The 22,943-nt window shown below is 53.6% G+C and carries 21 protein-coding genes and 2 pseudogenes; 13 read left to right on the top strand and 10 right to left on the bottom strand.

What is annotated here, in order from left to right; all coding sequences use genetic code 11:
* The first annotated feature begins 1,000 nt into the window (after window positions 1-1,000).
* From KAJ71_RS05820 to KAJ71_RS05815, 3 genes and pseudogenes are all read left to right on the top strand, one after another.
* Window positions 1,001-1,669 (top strand): DUF3313 domain-containing protein, encoded by a 669-nt coding sequence (locus tag KAJ71_RS05820; RefSeq protein ID WP_248944831.1) that lies wholly within the window; start codon window positions 1,001-1,003, stop codon window positions 1,667-1,669.
* Between the two features lie 311 nt (window positions 1,670-1,980).
* Window positions 1,981-2,164 (top strand): annotated as a pseudogene (locus KAJ71_RS23405) (nicotinamide riboside transporter PnuC); the annotation flags it as partial.
* A gap of 72 nt (window positions 2,165-2,236) precedes the next feature.
* Entirely contained in the window at window positions 2,237-2,443 is a 207-nt protein-coding gene (locus tag KAJ71_RS05815; RefSeq protein WP_021180021.1) for a hypothetical protein, read from the top strand.
* 68 nt (window positions 2,444-2,511) lie between these two features.
* Here the strand turns inward: KAJ71_RS05815 and KAJ71_RS05810 are convergent, their stop codons facing one another.
* Window positions 2,512-3,459, bottom strand: coding sequence for a DMT family transporter (locus tag KAJ71_RS05810; RefSeq protein WP_248944973.1), 948 nt, complete (start codon window positions 3,457-3,459; stop codon window positions 2,512-2,514).
* Between the two features lie 173 nt (window positions 3,460-3,632).
* On the opposite strand from KAJ71_RS05810, the gene KAJ71_RS05805 reads away from it, so the two are divergent.
* Complete coding sequence (locus KAJ71_RS05805) at window positions 3,633-4,121, top strand: YbaK/prolyl-tRNA synthetase associated domain-containing protein (RefSeq protein ID WP_248944830.1); 489 nt, start codon at window positions 3,633-3,635, stop codon at window positions 4,119-4,121.
* A 1-nt stretch (window position 4,122) separates the two neighbouring features.
* Here the strand turns inward: KAJ71_RS05805 and KAJ71_RS05800 are convergent, their stop codons facing one another.
* From KAJ71_RS05800 to nrfA, 7 genes and pseudogenes are all read right to left on the bottom strand, one after another.
* Entirely contained in the window at window positions 4,123-4,704 is a 582-nt protein-coding gene (locus KAJ71_RS05800; RefSeq protein ID WP_248944829.1) for a TPR domain-containing protein, read from the bottom strand.
* Window positions 4,701-5,084, bottom strand: coding sequence for a cytochrome c-type biogenesis protein CcmH (locus KAJ71_RS05795; protein ID WP_248944828.1), 384 nt, complete (start codon window positions 5,082-5,084; stop codon window positions 4,701-4,703). Before KAJ71_RS05795 ends, KAJ71_RS05800 begins: the two co-directional genes overlap by 4 nt.
* Window positions 5,072-6,769, bottom strand: a complete 1,698-nt coding sequence (gene nrfE / locus KAJ71_RS05790) for a heme lyase NrfEFG subunit NrfE (RefSeq protein WP_248944827.1) — start codon at window positions 6,767-6,769, stop codon at window positions 5,072-5,074. The genes KAJ71_RS05795 and nrfE overlap by 13 nt, the downstream gene beginning before the upstream one ends.
* Window positions 6,770-6,933: 164 nt before the next feature.
* Window positions 6,934-7,881: a cytochrome c nitrite reductase subunit NrfD gene (nrfD, locus tag KAJ71_RS05785; protein WP_248944825.1), complete on the bottom strand. Its 948-nt coding sequence runs from the start codon at window positions 7,879-7,881 to the stop codon at window positions 6,934-6,936.
* Window positions 7,878-8,549, bottom strand: a complete 672-nt coding sequence (gene nrfC / locus KAJ71_RS05780; RefSeq protein WP_248944824.1) for a cytochrome c nitrite reductase Fe-S protein — start codon at window positions 8,547-8,549, stop codon at window positions 7,878-7,880. Before nrfC ends, nrfD begins: the two co-directional genes overlap by 4 nt.
* Complete coding sequence (nrfB, locus tag KAJ71_RS05775; protein ID WP_248944822.1) at window positions 8,546-9,115, bottom strand: cytochrome c nitrite reductase pentaheme subunit; 570 nt, start codon at window positions 9,113-9,115, stop codon at window positions 8,546-8,548. The genes nrfC and nrfB overlap by 4 nt, the downstream gene beginning before the upstream one ends.
* Window positions 9,116-9,157: 42 nt before the next feature.
* Window positions 9,158-10,510 (bottom strand): annotated as a pseudogene (gene nrfA, locus KAJ71_RS05770) (ammonia-forming nitrite reductase cytochrome c552 subunit); the annotation flags it as partial.
* Window positions 10,511-11,039: 529 nt separating this feature from the next.
* On the opposite strand from nrfA, the gene KAJ71_RS05765 reads away from it, so the two are divergent.
* Together KAJ71_RS05765 and KAJ71_RS05760 are read left to right on the top strand one after the other, a co-directional pair.
* Complete coding sequence (locus KAJ71_RS05765; protein ID WP_248944820.1) at window positions 11,040-11,678, top strand: TetR/AcrR family transcriptional regulator; 639 nt, start codon at window positions 11,040-11,042, stop codon at window positions 11,676-11,678.
* A 187-nt stretch (window positions 11,679-11,865) separates the two neighbouring features.
* A complete protein-coding gene (locus tag KAJ71_RS05760) occupies window positions 11,866-12,639 on the top strand; it encodes a MipA/OmpV family protein (protein ID WP_248944819.1) in 774 nt (257 codons plus the stop codon).
* A 158-nt stretch (window positions 12,640-12,797) separates the two neighbouring features.
* Here the strand turns inward: KAJ71_RS05760 and KAJ71_RS05755 are convergent, their stop codons facing one another.
* Window positions 12,798-13,727 carry a LysR substrate-binding domain-containing protein gene (locus KAJ71_RS05755; RefSeq protein ID WP_021180041.1) on the bottom strand — a complete coding sequence of 310 codons (930 nt, stop codon included), beginning with the start codon at window positions 13,725-13,727 and terminating at the stop codon, window positions 12,798-12,800.
* Window positions 13,728-14,102: 375 nt separating this feature from the next.
* Between KAJ71_RS05755 and KAJ71_RS05750 the strand changes: the two genes are divergently transcribed.
* From KAJ71_RS05750 to KAJ71_RS05720, 7 genes are all read left to right on the top strand, one after another.
* Complete coding sequence (locus KAJ71_RS05750) at window positions 14,103-14,708, top strand: ankyrin repeat domain-containing protein (RefSeq protein WP_248944818.1); 606 nt, start codon at window positions 14,103-14,105, stop codon at window positions 14,706-14,708.
* A gap of 60 nt (window positions 14,709-14,768) precedes the next feature.
* On the top strand, window positions 14,769-15,641 hold the full coding sequence (locus KAJ71_RS05745; protein ID WP_511268702.1) for an oxamate carbamoyltransferase subunit AllH family protein: 873 nt from the start codon (window positions 14,769-14,771) through the stop codon (window positions 15,639-15,641).
* A complete protein-coding gene (fdrA, locus tag KAJ71_RS05740) occupies window positions 15,601-17,148 on the top strand; it encodes an acyl-CoA synthetase FdrA (protein WP_248944814.1) in 1,548 nt (515 codons plus the stop codon). Before KAJ71_RS05745 ends, fdrA begins: the two co-directional genes overlap by 41 nt.
* On the top strand, window positions 17,148-18,566 hold the full coding sequence (locus tag KAJ71_RS05735; RefSeq protein WP_248944813.1) for a YlbE family protein: 1,419 nt from the start codon (window positions 17,148-17,150) through the stop codon (window positions 18,564-18,566). Before fdrA ends, KAJ71_RS05735 begins: the two co-directional genes overlap by 1 nt.
* 119 nt (window positions 18,567-18,685) lie before the next feature.
* The gene (locus KAJ71_RS05730) at window positions 18,686-20,236 is read left to right on the top strand and encodes a xanthine permease (RefSeq protein WP_248944812.1); all 1,551 of its coding nucleotides are present in this window, start codon (window positions 18,686-18,688) and stop codon (window positions 20,234-20,236) included.
* Between the two features lie 44 nt (window positions 20,237-20,280).
* Window positions 20,281-21,231: a carbamate kinase family protein gene (locus KAJ71_RS05725; RefSeq protein ID WP_248944811.1), complete on the top strand. Its 951-nt coding sequence runs from the start codon at window positions 20,281-20,283 to the stop codon at window positions 21,229-21,231.
* Window positions 21,232-21,244: 13 nt separating this feature from the next.
* Window positions 21,245-22,639 carry an amidohydrolase family protein gene (locus KAJ71_RS05720; RefSeq protein WP_248944810.1) on the top strand — a complete coding sequence of 465 codons (1,395 nt, stop codon included), beginning with the start codon at window positions 21,245-21,247 and terminating at the stop codon, window positions 22,637-22,639.
* Between the two features lie 52 nt (window positions 22,640-22,691).
* Here KAJ71_RS05720 and KAJ71_RS05715 read toward each other — a convergent pair whose 3' ends face one another.
* Window positions 22,692-22,892 (bottom strand): hypothetical protein, encoded by a 201-nt coding sequence (locus tag KAJ71_RS05715; protein WP_248944809.1) that lies wholly within the window; start codon window positions 22,890-22,892, stop codon window positions 22,692-22,694.
* Window positions 22,893-22,943 lie beyond the last annotated feature (51 nt).

The raw sequence follows: 22,943 nt of genomic DNA, 5'->3' as shown, positions 1-22,943 counted from the left end.
AGTAAAAACGAACCACTACGCCTATCAAAATAGTCAATTAAATCAATCAAAAACCGTATCGCGTCTTATTAGTTTAATTCACTGCTAAAAATTTAAAGCCATGTTCGCTGGACTGATCCCTTTAGCGAAAACGGTTGTTAAAAGAATAGTCTAAATTGTTAATGCCGCCGAAATAGCAAACCATTATAAATTATAAGGGCATAAGATAAGATCATTCTTATTTATGGGCTATTTTCATGCAACGTCAGCAGAAGCGCAATGAAAAAACCCGCAAAGAGCTGCGGGCTGACTGGAGATCGACGGCTAAATGGACAGTTACGTCTCAGGCCCACAGGCCAGAGACCTTAGGCGTAAAAAAGCCCGGCTAGGAACCGGGCATAAGGTTACGAAATACAGTGTCAACCCAAACGGGCTAATAACCGGCTTATCATAATCCTCAATTGTGCAGAAAAAGTGGATCACACCAAGTCCCCTCCCCTTTAACCGGCAAGTCGCCACGGCGTCTAACCGCTGCCAGACGAGCTAACCCATTGAGCCTGTCTGGCACAAAAAAATCCCGCACAAGGCGGGATAAAGTCAAAGGGATGGTAATACACTACAGGAATAACACAACATCATCGGGCTGGAGTTACCTTACCAGCACGAGTGTATAGAATTGTCATACTTGGGTAAGGATGATACGACAGATGTAACGCCTGATAGAATGCACTGACAAACCTGCGATTTTCACTCTGGCAGAACATTAATTGTAACCAATGGCAACCTGGTTTTTTTGTGGAGTGTGTAGTACGCCGAGCGCCGCTTACCTGGTAGATTACTGGCAAAACATTATAAACCGCCTGGCCGCACCATAGCGCCGAGGTTTGTTAATGAGCTATAACTGCAACAATAAAAGTTAATCTGTAACAATAAGATTGTTCTGTGGTCGCTATCTCATGCCTTATTCTGCAGGACAGTGCTATATTTTTTAGGCACAAACCAACTTCATTATGGAAAGTATATGAGAAAAAATCGTTTTAGCGTTGCCGCAGCCATATTGGCTACGGGTATGTTGTTGGCGGGATGTTCCTCCAAGGTCGCAGAAACTACGCAGTATTCTGGGTTCCTGCAGGACTATAGCAAACTGCAACAAACTGAAACCGCCAGCGGGCATCAGGTTTTGCGCTGGATCTCTCCAGACTTTAAAGAGTCTAACTATCGTGGCGTCTATATTACACCATTGGTGTTCTACCCATCGGCAAAACCGAATGCGCGTGTAAGCCAGCAAACGCTGGATCAGATCAGAGAGTACGCCAGCACTTCACTAAGAAATGCCGTTGCGAAGCGTACAACGCTGTTGCCTAGCCCATCAGGCTCACGCGTACTGGTCGCCAAAGTTGCCATTACTGCGGTAACCGCTGAAAACGAAGATGTGCAATTCTATGAAGTTCTTCCTGTTACCGCTGTCATTGCCACCACTATGGCTGCCAGCGGGCACAGAACACAAGACACCACGTTATTCATGGAAATCAAACTGATCGATCAAGATACCGGTAAAACGGTGCTGGCCGTAGTACGTAAAGGCTTAGGTAAAACGGTCAGCAATGAGGATGCCCCAATCACCTTGGCCGAAGTGAAGAAAGCCATCGATGATCTGGTGACGGATATTGTGAACTTCCCAAAACAATAAGTTGTGCTGCAAAAGATGGGCGAACTCGTTTCCCCATCTTTTCCCCTCCCCCTATTTCGTCGTTTAATATGTAAGCGCCATCACATCACCACCTTGCAGATAAACAAGCTGGCGAAGACAGTCTCTATTCATTGCACCAGCGCGTCTGCCATGCGCTGTGGCAAAGCTACCAACACCAGGGAGCCAAAAATGAAGGAGAAATTACCATTAATAAACAACGACTCGGCGAACAGTTTGCCGTGGCCCCACGTGGTATTAACCGCATCCTGTTTGAACTACGCGAGCAGCAAATTAGCTGGTGCAGTCGATCTGCCGCCATGGTGCTGGTGACGCGCAAATACGTCGAGAACTGGCCAGGGGGTTTATGCCATGTCGTTGGAGTATATTTTACTTACGGTGATTGCGCTGATAGGTTCGTTTGCCTGGATCAACAGTGTGCGCCAGAATGGCTCAAAGCCGTTGGAACCAGAGACAGCACTCAAGGCAATGCCTTGAAAATGGCGAGTATCCCCCCCATGTAACCTGTGTTGTCTGCCATATCGGTAGGTCTAGCGAAAGGAAATGAATATGTTAGAGAATTATTTTGGCTCTGGGATCGCTCCAACTGAAGAGCAAAAGCGCAGATTACTGGCAGTGCAGGCAGCACTGGAACTGTTAAAGGCAACGCTGTCTGACACCAACGACGGCAACGGTGTCGAATACCAGTTGAAAACGGCAGAAAAGCACGTCAGCTCTCTGGCAGATGCCATTCAGGCAGCCGTAGAGAAGAAGTGACCCCATTGGTCTGCCGAAACCCTTGCTCAATCCACGTTGTGCAGGGGTTTTTATTTTTTACGATTGCTCTACCCTCTCCCTACGCCCACTTTCCATCTTGGCATAAGGTTGCGCACCACGTTGACCCGCCAGATACCAAAGCACACCAGCACCAACGCCAAGGCATAACGCCACTCCATGATGCTTTCCTGCAAGAAAATGGCCGATAGCACCGCGCCGGAAACCGGGATCAGGAAGTTAAACGGCGCGATCATGCCCACACGATTATATTTCAGCAGCAGACTCCAGAGCGCGAAAGCGACCGATGATAGCAGCGCCAGGTAACTCAGGATCGCCACCGAGGCCCAGCCGTGAAACTCCAAGCGCCCCCCAGCCAGGTAGCCACCCACCGTCAGCATTACGCCGCCGATGGCCAGTTGCCAGCCGGTCATGATGGTCGGATCGACCGTCTGCGAAATACGTTTGCCATACAGCGTGGCGGCGGACAGGATAAACGCGGCGATCACCACAAAACCATCTCCCAACCAGCTAAAACTAAAGCCCATCAGTTGGCTGTTAAAGTTCACCACCATCACCCCACAGAATCCCAGCATGCAGCCGACGATCTTGTTAATGCTCAGGCGGTCATTGTGATAAATGAAATGCGCCAGCAGAACGCTGAAAAATGTGCCAGTCGCATTCATGATCGACCCTTTGACCCCAGTGGTGTAGGCCAGACCAATATAGAAAAACACGTATTGCAGCGCGGTTTGCGTCCCACCTAATACAACCAGCTGTGAATATTGCCGCCGCGTCAATCGACCGATGGCTTTCCCCTGCCACATAGCGAACAACAGCAGTAGCACCCCAGCGATCACGAAACGGTAGCCAGCAAAGACGATCTTGCCGGGGAGATCGTCGGTGGCGATCTGAAAGATTTCATAGCCATTTTTAATGGCCGGATAAGCACTGCCCCATAGCAAACAACAGAAAGCCGCACATAGCCAGACGAACTTTGGCTGGGTAAACAACGACATGTTAGTTTTCACGCCCCTTTCCTTTCTGAAAATTAAAACCACGTTTCACAATTGCGTATTATCCGTTAAAACAAAAAAATAACCCGCTGTTTAATCAAAAATTTGACTGGGCCATTCGTTGTCACAACGCGTTATGATAGGGGCAGGAAAATCAAAACTCAGGAGAACATGGCGTGTCTACCGCAACCTTTAGCCGTTTAACTTCCCTTCTTGACCAACAGCAGGCGCGCTATCGCGTAGTTGAGCATCCTACGGCAGGGAAATCCGAAGAAGTCGCCAAAATACGCGGCACCCAGTTAGGGCAAGGGGCGAAAGCGTTGGTATGTCACGTTAAGGGCAACGGCATCAAGCAGCACGTGCTGGCCATCCTGCCCGCAGACCAACAGGCCGATCTCGGCGCGTTGGCACAGGGGATTGGTGGTACTCGCGCCTCGCTGGCCAGCCCTGCCGAAGTCGACCAACTGACTGACTGCGTATTTGGCGCGATCCCGCCGTTCAGTTTCCATCCGGATTTGCTGCTGGTGGCCGACCCGCTGCTGTTTGAGCGCTTTGACGAGTTGGCCTTTAATGCTGGCACACTGGAGCGTTCGCTGATCCTCAACGCTGGGGATTATCAGCGAATTGCTCAGCCCAGGCTGTTGACGTTTATCCGCGTGGAGTGATTTATTGCTGATGTAACAGCAGCTTGGCCATATTGACAGCCTCAATCAGCTGTGGCCGGTTCACTCGTGGTGACTGGCTGTCCAACAGGCGTTGCCATAAGGTTATCGCCTTGGCATATTCTGTATGCATAAAGGCATCAGCAGCCAGCAACATCAGCGCAGAGACCTCATCCTTATCCAGCGTCAGGGCCTGTTCTATATTGCTCTCCACCTGCGGGGTGATACGCTGCCCCGCCTGGTAATAAAGTACCGTCGCCAGCGCCGAGTACAGTTCGGCATTCGCCCCCCGCAGAGCCAACGCCCGCTGATAGGCCACCTGCGCATCGGCAAAATTATCGTTAAACAGATAATATTCCCCCAGCTGCGCCCACAACACGCTGTCTTGCGGTGACTGCTCGATCTTTTGCTGTAACTGCTGAAACTCGCCTTCTGCCTGTTGTTGAGGCGTAAGCGGTGGTACAGATAGGCTGCGCTTATGTTGTTCGGCCAACACGCTGGCCGGGCGGCCACTAGCCAAGTACCAACCTGCGGTGAGGCTAAACACCACCCCGCTCAAGAGCAGGTAATAAATACGCCGCATCATTCAGCCCTCCGCCGCCATAACACTAGCCCAATCGCCCCTAGCATCAAAGGAGGCAATCCCCAGAGTAGCAACGTCGAGACTTCGAGAGCGGGTTGGTAGCGAACAAAGTTTCCGTAGCGTGCCGTCATGAAATTCATGATTTCCGCCTGCGTTTTGCCTTGTTCGGTCATAGCGAACACCTCATGGCGCATGGCGACCGCCGCTGGAGCATTGGACTCCAACAGGCTCTGATTTTGGCATTGCGGGCAACGGATCTGGCCTGCCACTGCCAACGCTCGCTCCTGCATTTCCGGCGAGGTGAATGCCCAGGTATCGACGATCTGGGCCGCCAGCGGCAACGTGATGATCCCCCATAACAACAGGGCAGTTAACCAACGCATGCTTGCCTTCTTTGCCAACCGGTGGCCAATACGCCAATCATCATCAACGCCCCTCCCCACCAGATCCAACGGATGCCGGTCTGCACATAAAAACGCATGGCATAACGCTGCTCGCCGCTTTTTTCCCCCATCACTACATACCAGTCATGGAAAGCGTTCCAGTCGATGCCGGGCTCAAACATCTGTTGGCGGCGGGCGGTATAAAACCGCCTTTCAGGCGTTAACTGGGCCACGGGCTTGCCTTGCTGGGTAACCTCAATCATCGCCTGTTCACTGGTGAAATTAGCCTGAGCCTGTAGATCTACCGAGCGCAGCGTAAATTGGTATCCCGCCAAACTGACCGTTTCGCCCACGGTGACGTTCAGGCTGATCTCATGGCGTTGCAGCGCCGAACTGGCGATACCTAACGCAGTCAACAGCACCCCGGCGTGAGCGATCCACTGAGCATAGCGCCGCCGCCTAAACCCGCCGTAGCACATCAATACCAACCCCAGCAGCCCAAAGGGCAGCAATACCAGATTGAAATAAGGCGCACCGACCGAGATCTGGCCCCATCCCATCATTCGATAGAACATCGGGTACAAAGTGCCCACCAGCACGATCAGGGCGGCGGAACTGAGAAGTAACAACGCGCCGAGCAATGCAGGTTTCACCGGGGACGTAACGGCTTTTCCCCGGTTGGCGCGTAAGGCATAGATTAAAAATGACGATCCGCTAAGAAAGGTAAACAGGATAAACAGCGGCAATGCACGCTGCTCATCCAGCGCAAAGGCGTGTACTGAAACCAGGATGCCAGAGCGAACAATCAGGGTGCCCAACAGGCTGAGAACAAAGGTGCCCAACGTCAGCAATAGCGACCAATGGCGCAGTCCACCAGTGCGCTGGCCAATCGCCAAACTATGTAACAAGGCAGTCGCGGTCAGCCAAGGGAGCAGCGAGGCATTCTCCACCGGGTCCCAGAACCACCAGCCCCCCCAGCCCAGTTCGCTGTATGCCCACCAGGACCCCAAAATGATCCCCGCGGTGAGGAAACACCAGGCCGGTTTGGCCCAGCGCAGACACTGCCCGGCAATCTCGGCGCTAAACTCTCCTCTCAGCAAGGCGGCCAACATCAAAGCACAGCAGGTGGCAAACCCGGCATAGCCCAAATAAAGCAGCGGAGGATGCAGGATCAGGCCTATATGCTGCAACATCGGATTCAAATCGCGCCCTTGTAGCGCTGCTGGGAAGAGCCGAGCGAAAGGATCGGAGAAGCACAGGATGAAAAGCAGAAAACAGCCGACGATCAGCGCCAGGATGCCCAGCGTGAGCGGCTGTAGTGAGCGTTCCAATTTGGGGCTGAACAAGGCAAAGCAGGCAGACCAACCGGCCAGGCACAGCAGCCAGAGCAGCAGCGAGCCTTCGTGCCCGCCCCACAGCGCCCCGGCCTTCATCAGCGGTGGCAACTGGCTGTGACCATGTTGTGCTACGTACATTACCGAAAAGTCATTGCGCAAAAACAGCTGTAGCAAAATGGCGAAAGACAGTGCGATTAACACAAAAATGCTCAGGCTCCAGCCACGCGTTGGCAACAGCCCACCCCAACGGCGATCCATCAACGTCAACAGCGTGATGCCAGCCAGCAGCAGCGATGCCGTGCAGGCCAGCAATAACGCAATAAATCCCAGCTCGGGTAACCACAACACATCTACCGCCTTATTCTCTTCTATCTGTCCTGCTCTACCCTATGGATTTCAAGTCGCAGCTAGGCGACAAGCTTGTTCATCCCCAGGAGCTTACTTTTCGTAAGTGACTGGAGTGGGCAAGTGCAGGTAACAACGCTGCGGCTTGAAAGACGACGGGTAAGCACTCAGGCAACCGTCATCTGCCCGGCATACAGAATAAAATAACGCAGCAGCAGCACGCCACACAGGCTAGCGCCGCTGATCAACAGGATATGGAAATGCGCTTTCCCCCAGCCCAGGGCTTTCAACAGCAATGGCATAATCAGCCCACAGCCAACGACCCCCAACCAGAACCACCAGGACCAGAACCCACCGCCAAGCGCGGCCGACAAGGCACGGAGCTTGCCGTCATCCCCCAGCCACAAACCGATGAAAAATGCCGCCAGCAGAAAGATCTCCAACCACACCACCGGTGTCTCCAGGCGATGCATGAAATGCACTTCCTGGCTGTGCAGATGGCCTTTAGGCCCGAAGGCCGCCACCAGCAGTGCCACGGCGATCCCGGACGAAATACCCGAGAACAGGAACAACACCGGTAACAACGGGTTATTCAGCATCGGGTACGACTTCAGCGCCGAAAGCAGGAAACCGGTATAAGCCCCCAACAGCACCGCCAACACCAGCATCACCGTTTCTATTGGCCGCAGCAGGGGCAGCAAGCGCTGTAACAGGCGCGGGATCACCGCCAGCTTTGGCAACCAGCGCTGTTGCAGCGCCGCCACGTCGTCACGGAAGATCAGCGCCAGCCAGACTACCAGCACCAACATGTAAACCTGGAACAGCATCACCCCCATCGACATCACCGAGGTAAAGCTATAGTGGAACATCAATTTCCAGAAGGTCCACGGACGGGTCAGGTGAAAGATCAGGATCACCAGCCCAAGCATGACCGAAGTTGGCGCGACAAACAGCGTGGTCAACATCACCCGGCTGTTGGAGGCACCTTCCTCTGGGTGATAGCGCCGCAACAGGATAGCCAGGGTGACCAAACCGGCTGAGATGCCGATCAGGAACAGGTAAATCGCAATGGGCCAGTCCCAGACCAGAGAGTCAAAATGAAATGCAGAAGTCATTGACTTGTCTCCCCATATTTAAACGGCACGCGGTACATTTTTGGCCGGGTCCCCAAGGCTATCTTGTAGCGATAAGTGGTCTTTTGCTGCAACAGACGCGAAATATCACTGTGTGGATCGTCGAGATTGCCAAAGGTTAATGCCTTGGTGGGGCACGACAATACACAGGCTGGTTGCTTGCCCTGACGCAGGTTGGTCTTGCGGCAAAAATCGCATTTATCCGCCGTTTTGCTCACAGGGTGAATAAAACGCACCCGGTAAGGACACGCAGCGATGCAGTATTGGCAGCCGACACAGAGATCCGGATTTACGTCGACAATGCCGCTGGCGGCATCGATAAACGAGGCCCCGGTTGGGCAGACATGTACACAGGGAGCATCATCGCAATGCTGGCACGAATGGCGGAAAAACCGGTACTTCACGTCCGGAAACTGGCCTATCGGCTCGCTACGAATAATCTCCAGGCGCGAAACACCCACCGGCACCTGATTGACTTCGCGGCAGGCATCCATACAGGCGGTACAGCCAATGCAACGCGACTCATCGTGGATCATGCCGTAACGGATGCCATTGACGTTCATGGTGCGCGCCAGCAGTTTTTCCGCCAGGGTCGAGCCAACCGCCAATACGCCAATTCCTACGATAAAACGGCGCCGTGAGCAGCTCATGGCTGCCCCTTATCCAGCCTTACGGACGCTGGATTAAACGCGGGATCATCCTGTTGTTGACGGTGGCAGTCCACACAGAGCTTGATCCGCCCCTTGTCGTTCAGACCTTGTACCTTATCTTGCTGCGGGTGCAAGGTATGGCAACTGGCGCAGCTCACCTTGGCCAAATGCACATCGTGTGGCCAGAAGGCTTTCTGCAACGTCTCTGGCAAATGGCAGGACATGCAGACGCTGTTTTGCTGTTCCACGCCAAACATCGGCTGGTTGAAACGCATCACATCTTTCACGCCCTCACGGTGATGCAGCGAAGGTGAACCGTGACAGTTGGTGCAGGTCACTGGCAATTTGTTATTCGGGTTAATGGCTCCCGTATGTTTACCGTGCATCGCATTCTGCTGCGGCTTGTGGCAGCGCAAACAGGCCTCATCCGGATTGCGTTGCAAGGTGACTTCCGCCGGTTGCTGTTGAACTGTGGGGCTGTCGGTCTGGGCCGATACCGGTAATACTGTCAGCCAAAGGCTACAAGCAAGCACCCCGGTAGTTAATAACGAACGCAGTACGCTCATATTGACTCCATTTGTTTACGCCCCGCACTCGGGGCGGAGGGGTTATTTACCTAACAGCCCGGCTTTATGTGCCTGCTCTTCCCACTGTGGTACCACCGTTTTGAGGAATTCCTGCTTTTCGGCGTTCAGCTGCGGCATATCCATACCCAGCGCCAACTGGGCCTTTTCCTTGGTGGAAATGTCTGGCAGTGGGATTTCATGGGTGATGCCCTTGGTGGCCAACAGGCGCACTAACTGAGTCCGAGCCTGTGCCGCCTGATCGAGCGCGGTACCCAAGATGCGCAACGCAACTTCTGGTGCGTGCATATGAATGCCGTGGGAAGCGATGGCAAAGTCCCAACGCCACTGCGCATGACGGATATGGGTCAGGATCGGTTTCATCTCTGCTTCGGTGGCACCGGCATCCCAGGCCGCTTTCGCTTCAAAGTGCGCGTGGACCAGTTGGTCTTCCACCTTCAGCTTGATCTCGTTGATATCCTGCTTACGTTTTTCGACCACCGCCTGCATGCTGGCTTTATCCTGGGTGTGGCAGTTCTTACAGGTTTGATCGAAGTTGTCGAACGGATTGCCAATTTTGTGATCGGTATAGATTTTGCCTTGGGCGTTTTGCACTTTCGGCATATGGCAGTCGATACAGGTGACGTTGTTCTTGCCGTGGATGCCTTCACGCCAGGTTTCATATTCCGGGTGCTGGGCCTTGAGCAATGGCGTCCTGGACAGCGGGTTGGTCCAGTCGGAGAAGCCGATATTGTCGTAATACACTTCCATGTCATCAACCGTGGTGCCCTTGTCCCAAGGGAATTTCACCGCTTTGTCTTTACCCTCAAAGTAGTACTCAACGTGGCACTGCCCACACACCATCGATTGCTGATCGAAGCGGCCTGCCTTGTCAAACGGCTTACCTATCGTTTCCATGGCACGAGCCGCGTAAGGGCGGGACAGGTGCAGCGCAGGTTTACCGGCAGCAAAATCAGCGGAAGCGGTATTGTGGCAATCCGCACAGCCGAGATTATTAACGATCTCCGGCCCGCCACGCGCCCATTTACCGTGGAAGTAGGCCGCTTCGCCCTGTTCGGCGATCCCCCTGGCAACGTCCGGGCTTTTACAGCTCCAGCAGGCCATTGGCAACGGGCCGTCTTCTGCCGTTTTTGGTGCTCCGGTACGCAAGGATTCACGGATATCCGTTATGGCGTATGCGTGGCCACGTGGCTTATTGTAATCCTTGGCAAATGGATATCCGGCCCAGAGAATGACCAGCCGCGGGTCGCCAGCCAAAGCGTCTACCCGCTCTGACAGCTCGGACGTGGCCTTCCAGGACTGGTATTGGTCAGGGTGAGGTGCAGAGAAGGTTTCATTCTTGGCTTCAACCTTCTGCGGCATGGCGGCAGGTGTCGCATCCGCCTGTGCTGAAAAAGAGAGAAAAACCGCGTACATCCCTGCCAGAACCAGCATCAATAACTTGCTTACCTTATTCATAAGCATCCCATCCATTTAGCCTGCTTGAGAGCAGTGCTTTTATTAGTAGTTAAGTTCCTGTTAGAACAGTTTTTCGACATTACATCGTGCGTAGGGATACCATAGACCACACAAAAAATGTTGTCTTTGGTCAAGTTCTGATGGGTTGCTAAGTTGTTGATTGAATTTTGCGAGGCAGCGCAAACTCGGACTAACTCTATTTAGTTATTGATAGATAACTAATTGGAGGAGTGTAAAAAAGGACGACAAGTGTTCGGTTAAACACCTCAGACTAATCAAAACCCGCCTTGGCAACCGATATTGCCAAGGCTTTTTTACTGTTATAGACCCAAAAACCCCCTGCCATAAGCCACTTTCCTCGCCGACAAGAAAAGCTCACTTTTTAATTGACTGACCGTCAGTCAATTACTACCGTAGCGCTACTCCATACAAAAAAGAGGGATTTAATATGGTACGTACTGTGAAAACGCCAGAGGTGCGCCGGGCTGAAATTTTGCAGGCGGCAAGCGAGTTATTTCAGGAAATCGGCTATGAGTCGACCTCTGTTGACTCCATCGTCCGCAGTGCTGGCATCGCCAAGGGCACGTTTTATTACTACTTCAAATCCAAGGATGAGGTACTGGCGGCGCTAGCACAGCAACTGTGTGCCGAGATGGTTGCCCGCTCACAAATCATTGCCGACGATCCGCAACTGGGGGCGATTGAAAAGTTCTGCGCCATTATCGCCGCTCAAAATCAAACCGTAGAAGCCGGGCAGGCTCTGGTTGAGGACTTACACCGCCCAGAAAACCGTGCGCTACACGAGCGCAGCAATATTGAAACGGTGTTGGCCTTTGGGCCGATCCTGGCGGCAGTGGTGGAACAGGGAAACCAGGAGGGTGTTTTTCAGGTTGAAGATCCGCTATCGACGGTGCAGTTCATTCTCGCCGGTTCGCTGTTCCTGTTCGGCCACCAGATGTTTAGCTGGACGCCTGAAGAGCAAGCCGCACGTATGCAGGCCATGCTGTTGCTGATTGAGCGCGCCTTCGGTGCCGTTACCGGGTCTTTTGCCGCCGTTTTAGGAGCCAGTATTCAAGGGGAAGAATAAAATGGCTCCGGTACAATCTATTATTCTCTGCAACGCTAATGGTGGCGTTGCTTATTTACATTAAACAGGAGGCTGTTAAAAATAAAACGATAACATTTCATTAGCGTATCAATAAAAACCTGAACTTTAGTTATCGGCTCATTAGCAGCTGATGGCAACCTTTTGACCTAAACCTGGAATATCTATCATGATGGAATATAATTTCATATCTGTTCGCAAGCCATTTTTATCAGTTAATACCCTATCACTGGCGGCCATATTATTAACGGGCAATGCCTATGCTGGCGACTGGTCGGTAGGCGTTGGCGTTCTGGCAGAACAGTTACCCTATCGCGACTATGATGCACAATATATACCGCTACCGATTTTGACTTATCAAGGAGAGCAGTTTTTTATTAACAGCCAAGGGATCGGCATTAATCTACTGAGTTCCGAGAAGCATAATCTGCATTTGGCGGTTAACTACTCTCCGCTAAGCTTTAAGCCTGCGGATAGCGACGATCCGGCGATGAAGAAGCTGGATAAGCGGCGAGCCACCGCCATGGCGGGCATCGGGTATCAGTATCATGCCGATTGGGGGAGCCTAAACGCTGATATTGCAACCGACGTGCTGGGCTATAGCGACGGCGTGATTGCCGATGTCGGCTATCAGTACCGCTTCCAGTTTGGCAAGTTGCAGCTGGTACCCGGCTTCGGCATGCGCTGGCAAAACCGCGCCTTCAATAATTACTATTTTGGTATCAGCGAACGGGAGTCACAGCGCAGCGGGATGCAACAATATCGGGCGAAAAGCGGCGTAACATCTTACATTTCTATCGCCAGCTATTATGCCATTAATAACGACTGGCAGCTGTTCCTGATGGGATTTAATGAACAAATGAGCGACACGGTGAAAGATAGCCCGATGACCGACCGTGATTATAGTATCAACGCAGTGGCCGGTGTTTTATATAGTTTCTGATCGGCCCACTATTTTATTTGATAAAACCAGCGATGACTCCCCATACGCATTTATGGGAAGGGGCTGTTTTCGCCATAACCCACTGCACCTTAATTTGTGACGTGCCAGCTTTTAAGGTGCAGTTTACTGTCTGACAGGGACGCACCAAGATCCCCAAGTCACTCCCGGTAAAGCAAATCCCCATAAATCCCAGTTAGCACGCCACCCGGAGCAAACTGCTTTTTGATCCACTGGGTCACTTGCCCGGTTGCCGCATGCTGCGTCGCCAGTAACATGCTGGAATCCTGCCGTGGATTATGAATGGCACGGGTAGCCAACAACCCCTCGGCCACCGGCTCGCGCGCCATATATTCCGGCAAGAAGCCAATCCCCTCCCCCAGAATCTGGCACTGGCACTTGGTGTTGAAATCCGGCACCAGGATCGCTTCCTGCCCATGCAGCAACCACCCCACCTTCTTGTTGATGGTATGCGCAGTGTCTTCCACCATGATATTGGGATAGAGCCGTAGCTGGCTTTCTGAGATCGGCTCTGGCATAAACGCCAGCGGATGATCGGGGGCAATGGCGAACACCCAACGGATGGCGCCGATTTCGGTGTAATCAATGCCGCCGCCGTCCAGCAAGGTATCCGGTGCACCAATGGCGATATTGGCCTGGTTGTTGATGATGGAATCCCAGACGCCGTTATACACCTCGGTGGTCACGGTGATGTGGCAGGTGGGGAATTGCTTCTTCAGCACCTGTAGCAGCCGGGCAGTATGCCGTGGAGTGTAGAGCAACTGATTGATACAGATGCGCACCCGCGCCTCGATCCCTTGAGAGATGGTATCAATGCCGCGCTTGATAGCGTGGAAGTCGTTAAGCAGATCGGTCGCTTTACGGTAGAAGTAAAAGCCGGACTCGGTGAGCTCGATGCTGCGGGTACTGCGGTTAAACAGCACCACGTCCAGCCCGGTTTCCATACGTTTGATGGTATAGCTAATGGCCGAGGTCGTCAGATCCAGCTCCTTGGCCGCCTTGCTGAAGCTGCCAAAACGCGCCGTGGTGGTAAATGCCAACAGGTTTTCTTCGGTAAAAATAGAATTCATGACTCCCCCTCCCCCCCTGGGCGCATTGTTGAATGTATTTGTAAATCCTATGGCACGCAACCAGTATTGAACAAAATTTAACACTGCGATCACAACTGATTTGAAGACAATCACACTTCTGATTATTAGTTTGGAGCCTGATGTGGCGCGAGGTGAAAGCCCATTCCCCGCAGGGACGTTTGCCGTGCTAAAAGGCGCAAAACATAAGAGAAAGATTGCGCCGACGCACAGTTTGTCTTTATTGTTGAATTGTTTTCACCAATTACACCCTTTGCGATGAATGATTCTTAAGCGGATGTTTTTATCCAGCATCTGTTGCTATTCTCAGTAGCAATGAAAGCATCAAATCCCACTAAAAAAACAGGGAGCTAGAATATGTCTGATAAAGCGCTAATCACAGAGTTTCTTTTTGCGGCGGAACAGGGTGACAGCGACGCGCTGAAAAACTGCCTGACTAAAGGTGCGGATATCAATGCCACTAACCGCCAAGGCCGCACCGCAATTACGCTTGCCAGCTTGAATAAACATTACGACTGCGTGGAATTATTAATTGCTGCCGGTGCCGATATTGACAAGCAGGATCAGACCTGTTTTAACCCCTTCCTGCTGAGCTGCCTGAATAACGACTTAACGCTGCTACGCCTGGTATTACCAGCAAACCCGGACTTGGACCGTTTAACACGTTTTGGCGGCGTAGGCATTACCCCAGCCAGTGAAAAAGGCCACGTCGACATTGTGCGTGAATTATTAACGCGTACCGAAATTAACGTCAACCACACCAACTTTGTCGGTTGGACGCCGCTGCTGGAAGCCATAGTGTTAAATGATGGCGGTGCGAAACAGCAAGAGATTGTCAAATTACTGCTCGATCACGGTGCGAATCCTCATATGACCGACAAATATGGTAAATCCCCCCTGACGCTGGCCCGTGAAAAAGGCTATCACGAAATTGCTGAACTGCTGGTTGCCGCCAGCGCTTAACAGAGGAGAAATACCATCGCACAGCCGCAACGGCAGTGCATTACAGCGTTATCGGCGGAGGTGGCGTTCCCCCGCCAGCAGCTAAGTGGGCAGGTCGAACAGGTTTTTTCCCGCGCGGTAAACCTGTTCGTCCCCGAGCAAAACATGCTCTACACGTTATTAAGCGACGAGTGCGATAACGCCCCCAATAGTTGCCGCATAGCGCTCAGGCACTGTGACCAGATATTTAGCCCAGGAGATCGCGTCGAGTTTTCTCAGGGCGGCATTGAAATAGGTCAGCATAGTTGGATTGATTTTTTCCACTGCCAGATATGGCAACAACCTGACCTGTATTTAAACGAAGCAAGCAGAGCATCTATTGCTTGGCACCAATGGGGGGCATGCATTAATCAACAGGCTTCATCTGGTAATTCGCTGTTTAATTACCGTGGTGAGAATATATTTTACCGGGAAATGGCCAGATTATTACAGCTTCATCGTGATGCGTTATTTCTAGCGATACGGCGCAATGAAGCTCCCGACGAGGCCTTACATTCCCTCATTGGTTTGGGAATTGGCCTGACGCCTTCTGGGGATGATTATCTGGTTGGGTTTTGCTCTATTTTATTGTTATCCGGCCATCCAGCACAAAAATATCGCGAAGTTTTTATGGCCGTGCTGGAAAAAGCGCAACATAAAACTACGCTGCTGAGTGCGATTACATTAGAAGCAGCAATAAATCAGCGTTACCGGCAGGCGATCAGTCATCTGTTAGAAAAATTAGTACACGACGATCGTCACCTTATTATCGATACCATTAACAAGATTAAACAGATTGGTTCAAGCTCGGGTTGCGACATGCTGTATGGCATGGCCGATGCCTGCCTCTTGACCTCATATTTTGGAGAAAAATATGCCCATCAGGATCGTGGTAAAAAACAACACCTGGTTTGACTCTGTTTCGCTGATGTCCATTTCCACCAAAGCGAACAAACTTGAAGGCGTTGAACAAGCGTTTGTGGCCATGGCCACGGAGATGAACAAAGGCGTGCTAGAAAACCTGGGCTTGTTAACCCCAGAGCTGGAAGCCGCCAAAAACGGCGATCTGATGATCGTGATTAAGGGCGCCAGCGATGAAGCTAACGAGTCCACCCTACAGGCGATCGAAGCCTTGTTCACCCACAAGGATAAAGGTGGCCGCCACGAGGCGCGCTACGCTACCCTCGCCAGTGCGAAAACTCATATCCCGGAGAGCAACCTCGCGGTGATCTCGGTAAACGGGTTATACGCGGCACGTGAAGCTCGTCAAGCGCTGGAAAACGATCTCAACGTGATGCTGTTCTCCGATAACGTCTCCATCGAGGATGAATTGGCGCTGAAAGAGTTGGCGCATGAAAAAGGCCTGCTGATGATGGGGCCAGACTGCGGCACCGCCATCATTAATGGCACCGCTCTGTGTTTTGGTAACGCGGTTCGCCGTGGCAACATCGGTATTATCGGCGCATCCGGCACCGGTAGCCAGGAACTGAGCGTACGTATCCATGAGTTTGGCGGCGGCATTTCGCAGCTGATTGGCACCGGCGGGCGCGATCTGAGTGAAAAGATCGGCGGCCGGATGATGCTGGATGCGATAAAGATGCTAGAGAACGACAACGGTACAGAGGTGATTGTACTGGTTTCCAAGCCCCCTGCCCCAGCCGTGGCACACAACGTGCTCGAACGCGCCCGTGCCTGCCGTAAACCGGTAGTGGTTTGCTTCCTTGGGCGCAATGAGCCACCAGCCGATGAGCCAGGGTTACAGTTTGCGCGTGCAACCAAGCAGGCAGCGTTAAAGGCCGTGCTGCTTACCGGCATCAAAGAAGAGTCCCTCGACCTGCATCCACTGAACTGGCCGCTGATTGAAGAAGTGCGTGCCAAACTGACGCCACAGCAAAAATACATTCGTGGCCTGTTCTGTGGCGGCACCCTGTGCGACGAAGCGATGTTTGCCGCACTGGAAAAATACGACGACGTCTACAGCAATATTCAACCCGACCCGGCCATGCGCCTGCAAGACCTCAACCGCAGCGTGGCACATACCTTCCTCGACTTTGGCGATGACGACTTCACCAATGGTAAACCGCACCCGATGATCGACCCGACCAACCGCATCCAACGTCTGTTGCAGGAAGCGCGCGATCCCGAAGTTGGCGTGATCGTGATGGACTTCGTGCTCGGCTTTGGCTCTCACGAAGATCCGGTAGGCGTAATGATCGAGGCGATCAAAGAGGCCAAAGCCATTGCGGCCAGCGAAAGCCGACCGTTGGAGATCCTTGGCTATGTGCTGGGCACCGATCTCGATACGCCGTCGCTACAGCAACAGTGCCAGATGCTCACCGATGCGGGCGTGATCTGGGCGAGCAGCAGCACCAATACCGGATTGCTGGCGCGTGAATTTGTCTGTAAAGGAGGGAAAGCCTGATGAGCCACTCGTTATTTAACCAACCGCTGAACGTCATTAACGTCGGTATCGCCATGTTCAGTGATGACCTGAAAAAACAGCATGTGCCAGTGACCCAGCTCGATTGGACTCCGCCGGGCCAAGGTAATATGGCGGTGGTTGAAGCCCTCGATCAAATTGCCTCCCCGGCGCTTGCCGAGAAAGTGGCTGCCGCCAACAAACTGGCGCTGGAGCGCATTATTCAGTCGCATCCAGTATTGGTAGGTTATGACCAGGCGATCAACGTCGTCCCTGGTATGACGCGCAACACCATTTTACATGCAGGCCCACCGATCACCTGGCAGAAGATGTGTGGCGGGATGAAAGGCGCGGTCACCGGGGCGCTGGTGTTTGAAGGGTTGGCGGCCAACCTCGACGAAGCCGCCGAATTGGCAGCATCCGGCAAAATCATTTTCTCGCCGTGCCATGAACACGACTGCGTTGGCTCGATGGCAGGCGTGACTTCTGCATCAATGTTTATGCATATCGTTGAAAACAAAACCTACGGCAACCGCGCTTATACCAATATGAGCGAGCAGATGGCGAAGATCCTACGCATGGGGGCCAATGACCAAAGCGTGATTGACCGCCTGAACTGGATGCGCGATGTGCAAGGCCCGATGCTGCGCGATGCGATGAAGCTGGCCGGTGAGATCGACCTGCGGCTGATGCTGGCACAGGCGCTGCATATGGGTGACGAATGCCACAACCGCAACAATGCGGGCACTACGCTGCTGATCCAGGCGCTGACGCCGTGGATTATCCAGGCGGGCTACCCGGTTGAACAACAGCGCGAGGTCTTCGACTTTGTCGCCAGCAGCGATTACTTCTCCGGTCCAACCTGGATGGCGATGTGTAAAGCGGCCATGGATGCGGCGCACGGTATTGAGTACAGCACCGTAGTTACTACCATGGCACGTAACGGCGTTGAGTTTGGTCTGCGCATCAGCGGGCTACCGGGCCAGTGGTTTACTGGCCCGGCACAGCAGGTTATCGGCCCAATGTTTGCAGGCTATAAACCGGAAGACTCGGGGCTGGATATCGGCGACAGCGCCATCACCGAAACCTACGGCATTGGTGGTTTTGCCATGGCGACCGCTCCGGCCATCGTGGCGCTGGTCGGGGGCACGGTGGATGAAGCGATCGACTTCTCACGCCAGATGCGTGAAATCACCCTGGGCGAAAACCCCAACGTCACCATTCCCCTGCTGTCGTTTATGGGGATCCCGACGGCGATCGATATTACCAAGGTCGGCAGCAGCGGTATCCTGCCGGTGATCAACACCGCCATCGCCCATAAGGATGCGGGGATCGGCATGATCGGTGCCGGGATTGTGCACCCGCCGTTCACCTGTTTTGAGAAAGCAATACTGAGGTATCGCGACCACTACTGCCAATAACTAAAACGGGGCTGACCCAGCGTTAGCCCCAGCTAACACCAGAGAGTTGTTCACCTGCAGGACCAATGGCGATCCCGTTGATCGTCGAGAGTTGTTAAACGACCTGTGAAGGATTTTCCATGAACAAAATGAAATTAGAGTGGAAACGCGGTGACTGGGCAGCCTACTTCGGGCTGATGACCAATAACCTGACCAACCTGCTCACCATGATGGGGCTGCTCATCTTCGTGGTGGGTATTCCCAAAGAGATTGTCTACGGGCGCATAGCCCCGGCCTTTGGCCTGGCCGTGATGATGGCCAGCATCTGTTACACCTGGTTCGGCCTGCAAATGGCTCGCCAGACCGGGCGGAGCGATGTGACCGCGCTGCCTTCCGGCCCGAGCGCACCTTCCATTTTTACCGTGACCTTCCTGGTGCTGATGCCGGTTTATCAGTCCACCGGCGATGCGGACTTTGCTATTTCGATCGGCCTGGTGTGGTGCTTTGTTGAAGCACTGATCCTGGTGGGCGGCTCTTTCCTCGGCGAAACCATTCGTAAGATGATCCCGCGCACCGTGCTGCTCTCCTGCCTTTCCGGCCTGGGGCTGTTGCTGCTGGCGATGAACCCGATGCTGCAAGCGTTCGAAGCGCCGACCGTTTCGTTCATCGTGCTGCTGCTGATCTTTATCAACTGGTTTGGCAAAAAGCCAATATTCGCCCGCATTCCGACCGGTTTGCTGCTGCTGATCGCCGGTACCGCGCTGGCGTGGATCTCCGGCCTGCAAAGCCCAGATGCGATTAAAGCCTCGATGTCTTCCTTTGGCTTTAACCCGCCAGGATTCCATGTCGACAGCTTCATGCAGGGCCTGCCACACGCGCTGCCGTATCTGGCCTCTGCCGTCCCGCTGGGGCTGGCGAACTACATCTTTGACCTGGAAAACATTGAAAGTGCGCACGCCGCCGGGGATGAATACAACACCCGCAAAGTGATGATGGCCAACGGCCTCTCCTCCATGTTCGGCTGCCTGCTGGGCAACCCGTTCCCGGTGACCGTGTATGTAGGCCACGCCGGTTGGAAAGCCATGGGGGCCAGCATTGGTTACACCTTGGCTTCCGGCGTGACGATGTTCCTGGTACCGCTGTTCGGGCTGGGTGCCTTTATGTTGGCGGTGATCCCGATGACGGCGATCGTGCCCATCCTGGTGTTTATCGGCGTGGTCACCGCCAACCAGGTGGTGAGGGAAACGCCGAAAATCGAGGTCCCGGTGATCTTCATCTGCCTGTTCCCGTGGATCGCCAACTGGGGATTAACCGTGGTTAACAGCGTGCTGGGGGCGGCGGGCACCTCGGGAGCCAAGCTGGGCGCAGAGTTGCTGCATAGCAAAGGCGTGTATTACCAGGGGCTGGTGCATTTGGGCAGTGGTGCGCCGCTGGCCAGTATGCTTTGGGGATGTGTCGCGATTTTCGCCATCATCAACAAACCGCTGCGTGGTGCGGTGGCGGCGGCAACCGGCGCACTGCTGGCGCTGTTCGGCGTGATCCATGCACCAGCCGTGGGCTTTGCCGAGGGAAGCTCGTTGCTGTTCACGCTGGCTTACCTGATGATGTCGGCCATGTTTGTGGTGAAGCATTTTCTCGATAGCCGTGAAACGGTTACGGCTCCAGTGCAAGAGCCAACCAAAACAGCCTAATGCATAGCCCCTATTTAAACGGCCTTTTTAATCGGAAAACCCAGATGAAAGAACTCGTCGTCGTCGCCATTGGTGGCAACAGCATTATCAAAGACAACGCCAGCCAGACCGTGGAACATCAGGCCGAGGCGGTGAAAAAGGTCGCAGACTCGGTGCTGGAGATGCTGGCATCGGATTACCACATCGTCCTCACCCACGGCAACGGCCCGCAGGTGGGGCTGGAATTGCGCCGTGCAGAAGTTGCTCACGAACATGAAGGGCTGCCGCTAACTCCGCTGGCCAACTGCGTGGCGGATACCCAGGGCGGCATCGGCTATCTCATTCAGCAGGCACTCAACAATCGCCTGGCGCAACATGGCGGGCAGAAAGCGGTAACCGTCATCACGCAGGTTGAAGTGGATAAACAGGATCCCGGCTTCACTAACCCCACCAAACCGATTGGCGCTTTCTTTAGCGAACAACAGCGCGATGCATTATTACAGCAATACCCCACCTGGCGTTTTGTAGAAGACTCCGGACGCGGCTATCGCCGGGTGGTCGCCTCGCCAGAACCCATCAGGATCGTGGAGGCCGACGCAATCAAGGCACTGACTCAACAAGGGTTTGTGGTGATCGGAGCAGGCGGCGGTGGCATCCCTGTCGCGCGCAATCCACAAGGGGATTACCAAAGCGTCGATGCGGTGATCGATAAAGATCTCTCCACTGCCCTGCTAGCCAGGGAAATCCGCGCCGACGTGCTAGTGATCACCACTGGCGTAGAGAAAGTGTGCATTCACTTTGGCAAGCCGAATCAGCAGGCGTTAGGCCAGGTGAACGTGGCCGAAATGACCCGCTATATGGCAGAGGGCCACTTCCCCGCGGGCAGCATGCTGCCGAAGATCGTCGCCAGCCTGGCGTTCTTACGCGATGGCGGCAAACGCGTCGTCATTACCTCGCCGGATTGCCTCCCCGCCGCACTGCGCGGTGAAACGGGCACCCATATCGTTAACCTCTGAGAGGCAACAACAGATGAATGAGAACAAAAGCCGCCGTGAGTTTTTGAGCCATAGTGGCAAAGTGGCTGCGGCCTGCGCACTATTGGGCGCAACCTCCTCCGTCGGTTATGCTGCTAACCCGGCAACCGCGCACTGTGAGGCAGACCAGCGCATGAAAATTACTGACCAGCACTATTATCTGGATAACGTACTGCTAGAGGCAGGTTTTGAGTTTGACGGAACAACCCCGGTCAGCACTCGCACCGAACTGAAAACGCTGGAAATCAACCAGGGCAAGATCGTTGCGTTGCGCGATAACCGCCAGCATGCAGACAGCGCGCTGCCGGTTTACGACGCTGGCGGCAAACTGATGCTGCCCGCCATGCGTGATATGCACATCCATCTGGACAAAACCTTTTACGGCGGCCCATGGCGGTCACTGAATCGCCCGGCGGGCACCACCATCAAGGATATGATCAGGCTGGAACAGAAGCTGCTGCCGGAACTGCAACCGTATACCCAAGAGCGGGCCGAAAAGCTGATCGATTTAATTCAGTCCTACGGTTCCACCACCGCACGTAGCCATTGCAACGTTGAGCCAACCTCCGGCCTGAAAAACCTTGAGAACCTACAAGAAGTGCTGGCGCGCCGCAAATCTGGCTTTGACTGCGAAATTGTCGCGTTCCCACAGCATGGCTTGCTGTATTCGAAATCAGAGCCGCTGATGCGTGAGGCAATGCAGGCAGGAGCGCACTATGTCGGCGGGCTGGACCCGACCAACGTCGATGGCGCAATGGAAAAGTCACTCGATAGCATGTTCCAGATCGCACTGGATTATAACAAGGGGGTGGACATCCACCTGCACGAAACCAGCCCAGCAGGCATCGCGGCAGTAAATTACATGGTGGAAACGGTTGAGAAAACGCCACAGTTAAAGGGCAAGCTGACCATTAGCCACGCCTTTGCGCTGTCGATGATGAATGAGCAGCAGGTGGATGAGATTGCCACCCGTATGGCAGCACAACAGATCACCATCGCCACCACGGTCCCTATCGGCACTATGCACATGCCGCTCAGCCAGTTGCGTGAGAAAGGCGTGTTTTTGATGACCGGTACCGACAGCGTGATCGACCACTGGTCGCCGTATGGTTTGGGCGACATGTTGGAGAAAGCCAACCTCTACGCTCAGCTTTACGTACGCCCGAATGAGGGAACCCTGTCACGTTCGTTGGCGCTCGCCACCGGTGATGTCTTGCCGCTGAATGACAAAGGAGAACGCGTATGGCCGAAAGCCCAGGACGATGCCAGTTTCGTGCTGGTTGATGCCTCCTGCTCCGCCGAGGCGGTAGCGCGTATTTCCCCAAGAACTGCCACGTTCCATAAGGGCGAGATGGTTTGGGGCCGCGTTGGGCAAGGTAGTAAGGCCTGATAGATGTGGTGTAGGGGCGCAGCACGTTGCGCCCATTTAAACCATCATTGGCTTAACCCGTACTTGCATTAACAATCCACCAGCAGAACAGACCGAGCAATGCCAAAAATACCAATAAGGTGATTAACACCCGTGCTCGCTTATGCCCTTTGGTAAACGAATAAATGAAGTTCACAATTTCGTAGATGGCTTCCAGTATCCCAAAAATAATTCTGAATACCACTCCTACCAAATCGCTGATAATGTCAAACATTCCCTGTTCCTTGCTATCCATAAAGGCAATACCGTAACAGCTAGCCGCATG

It is taken from the genome of Serratia silvae (assembly GCF_023282985.1).
GTDB lineage: Bacteria > Pseudomonadota > Gammaproteobacteria > Enterobacterales > Enterobacteriaceae > Chania > Chania silvae.
This window is presented reverse-complemented; position numbering and strand designations above follow the sequence as displayed.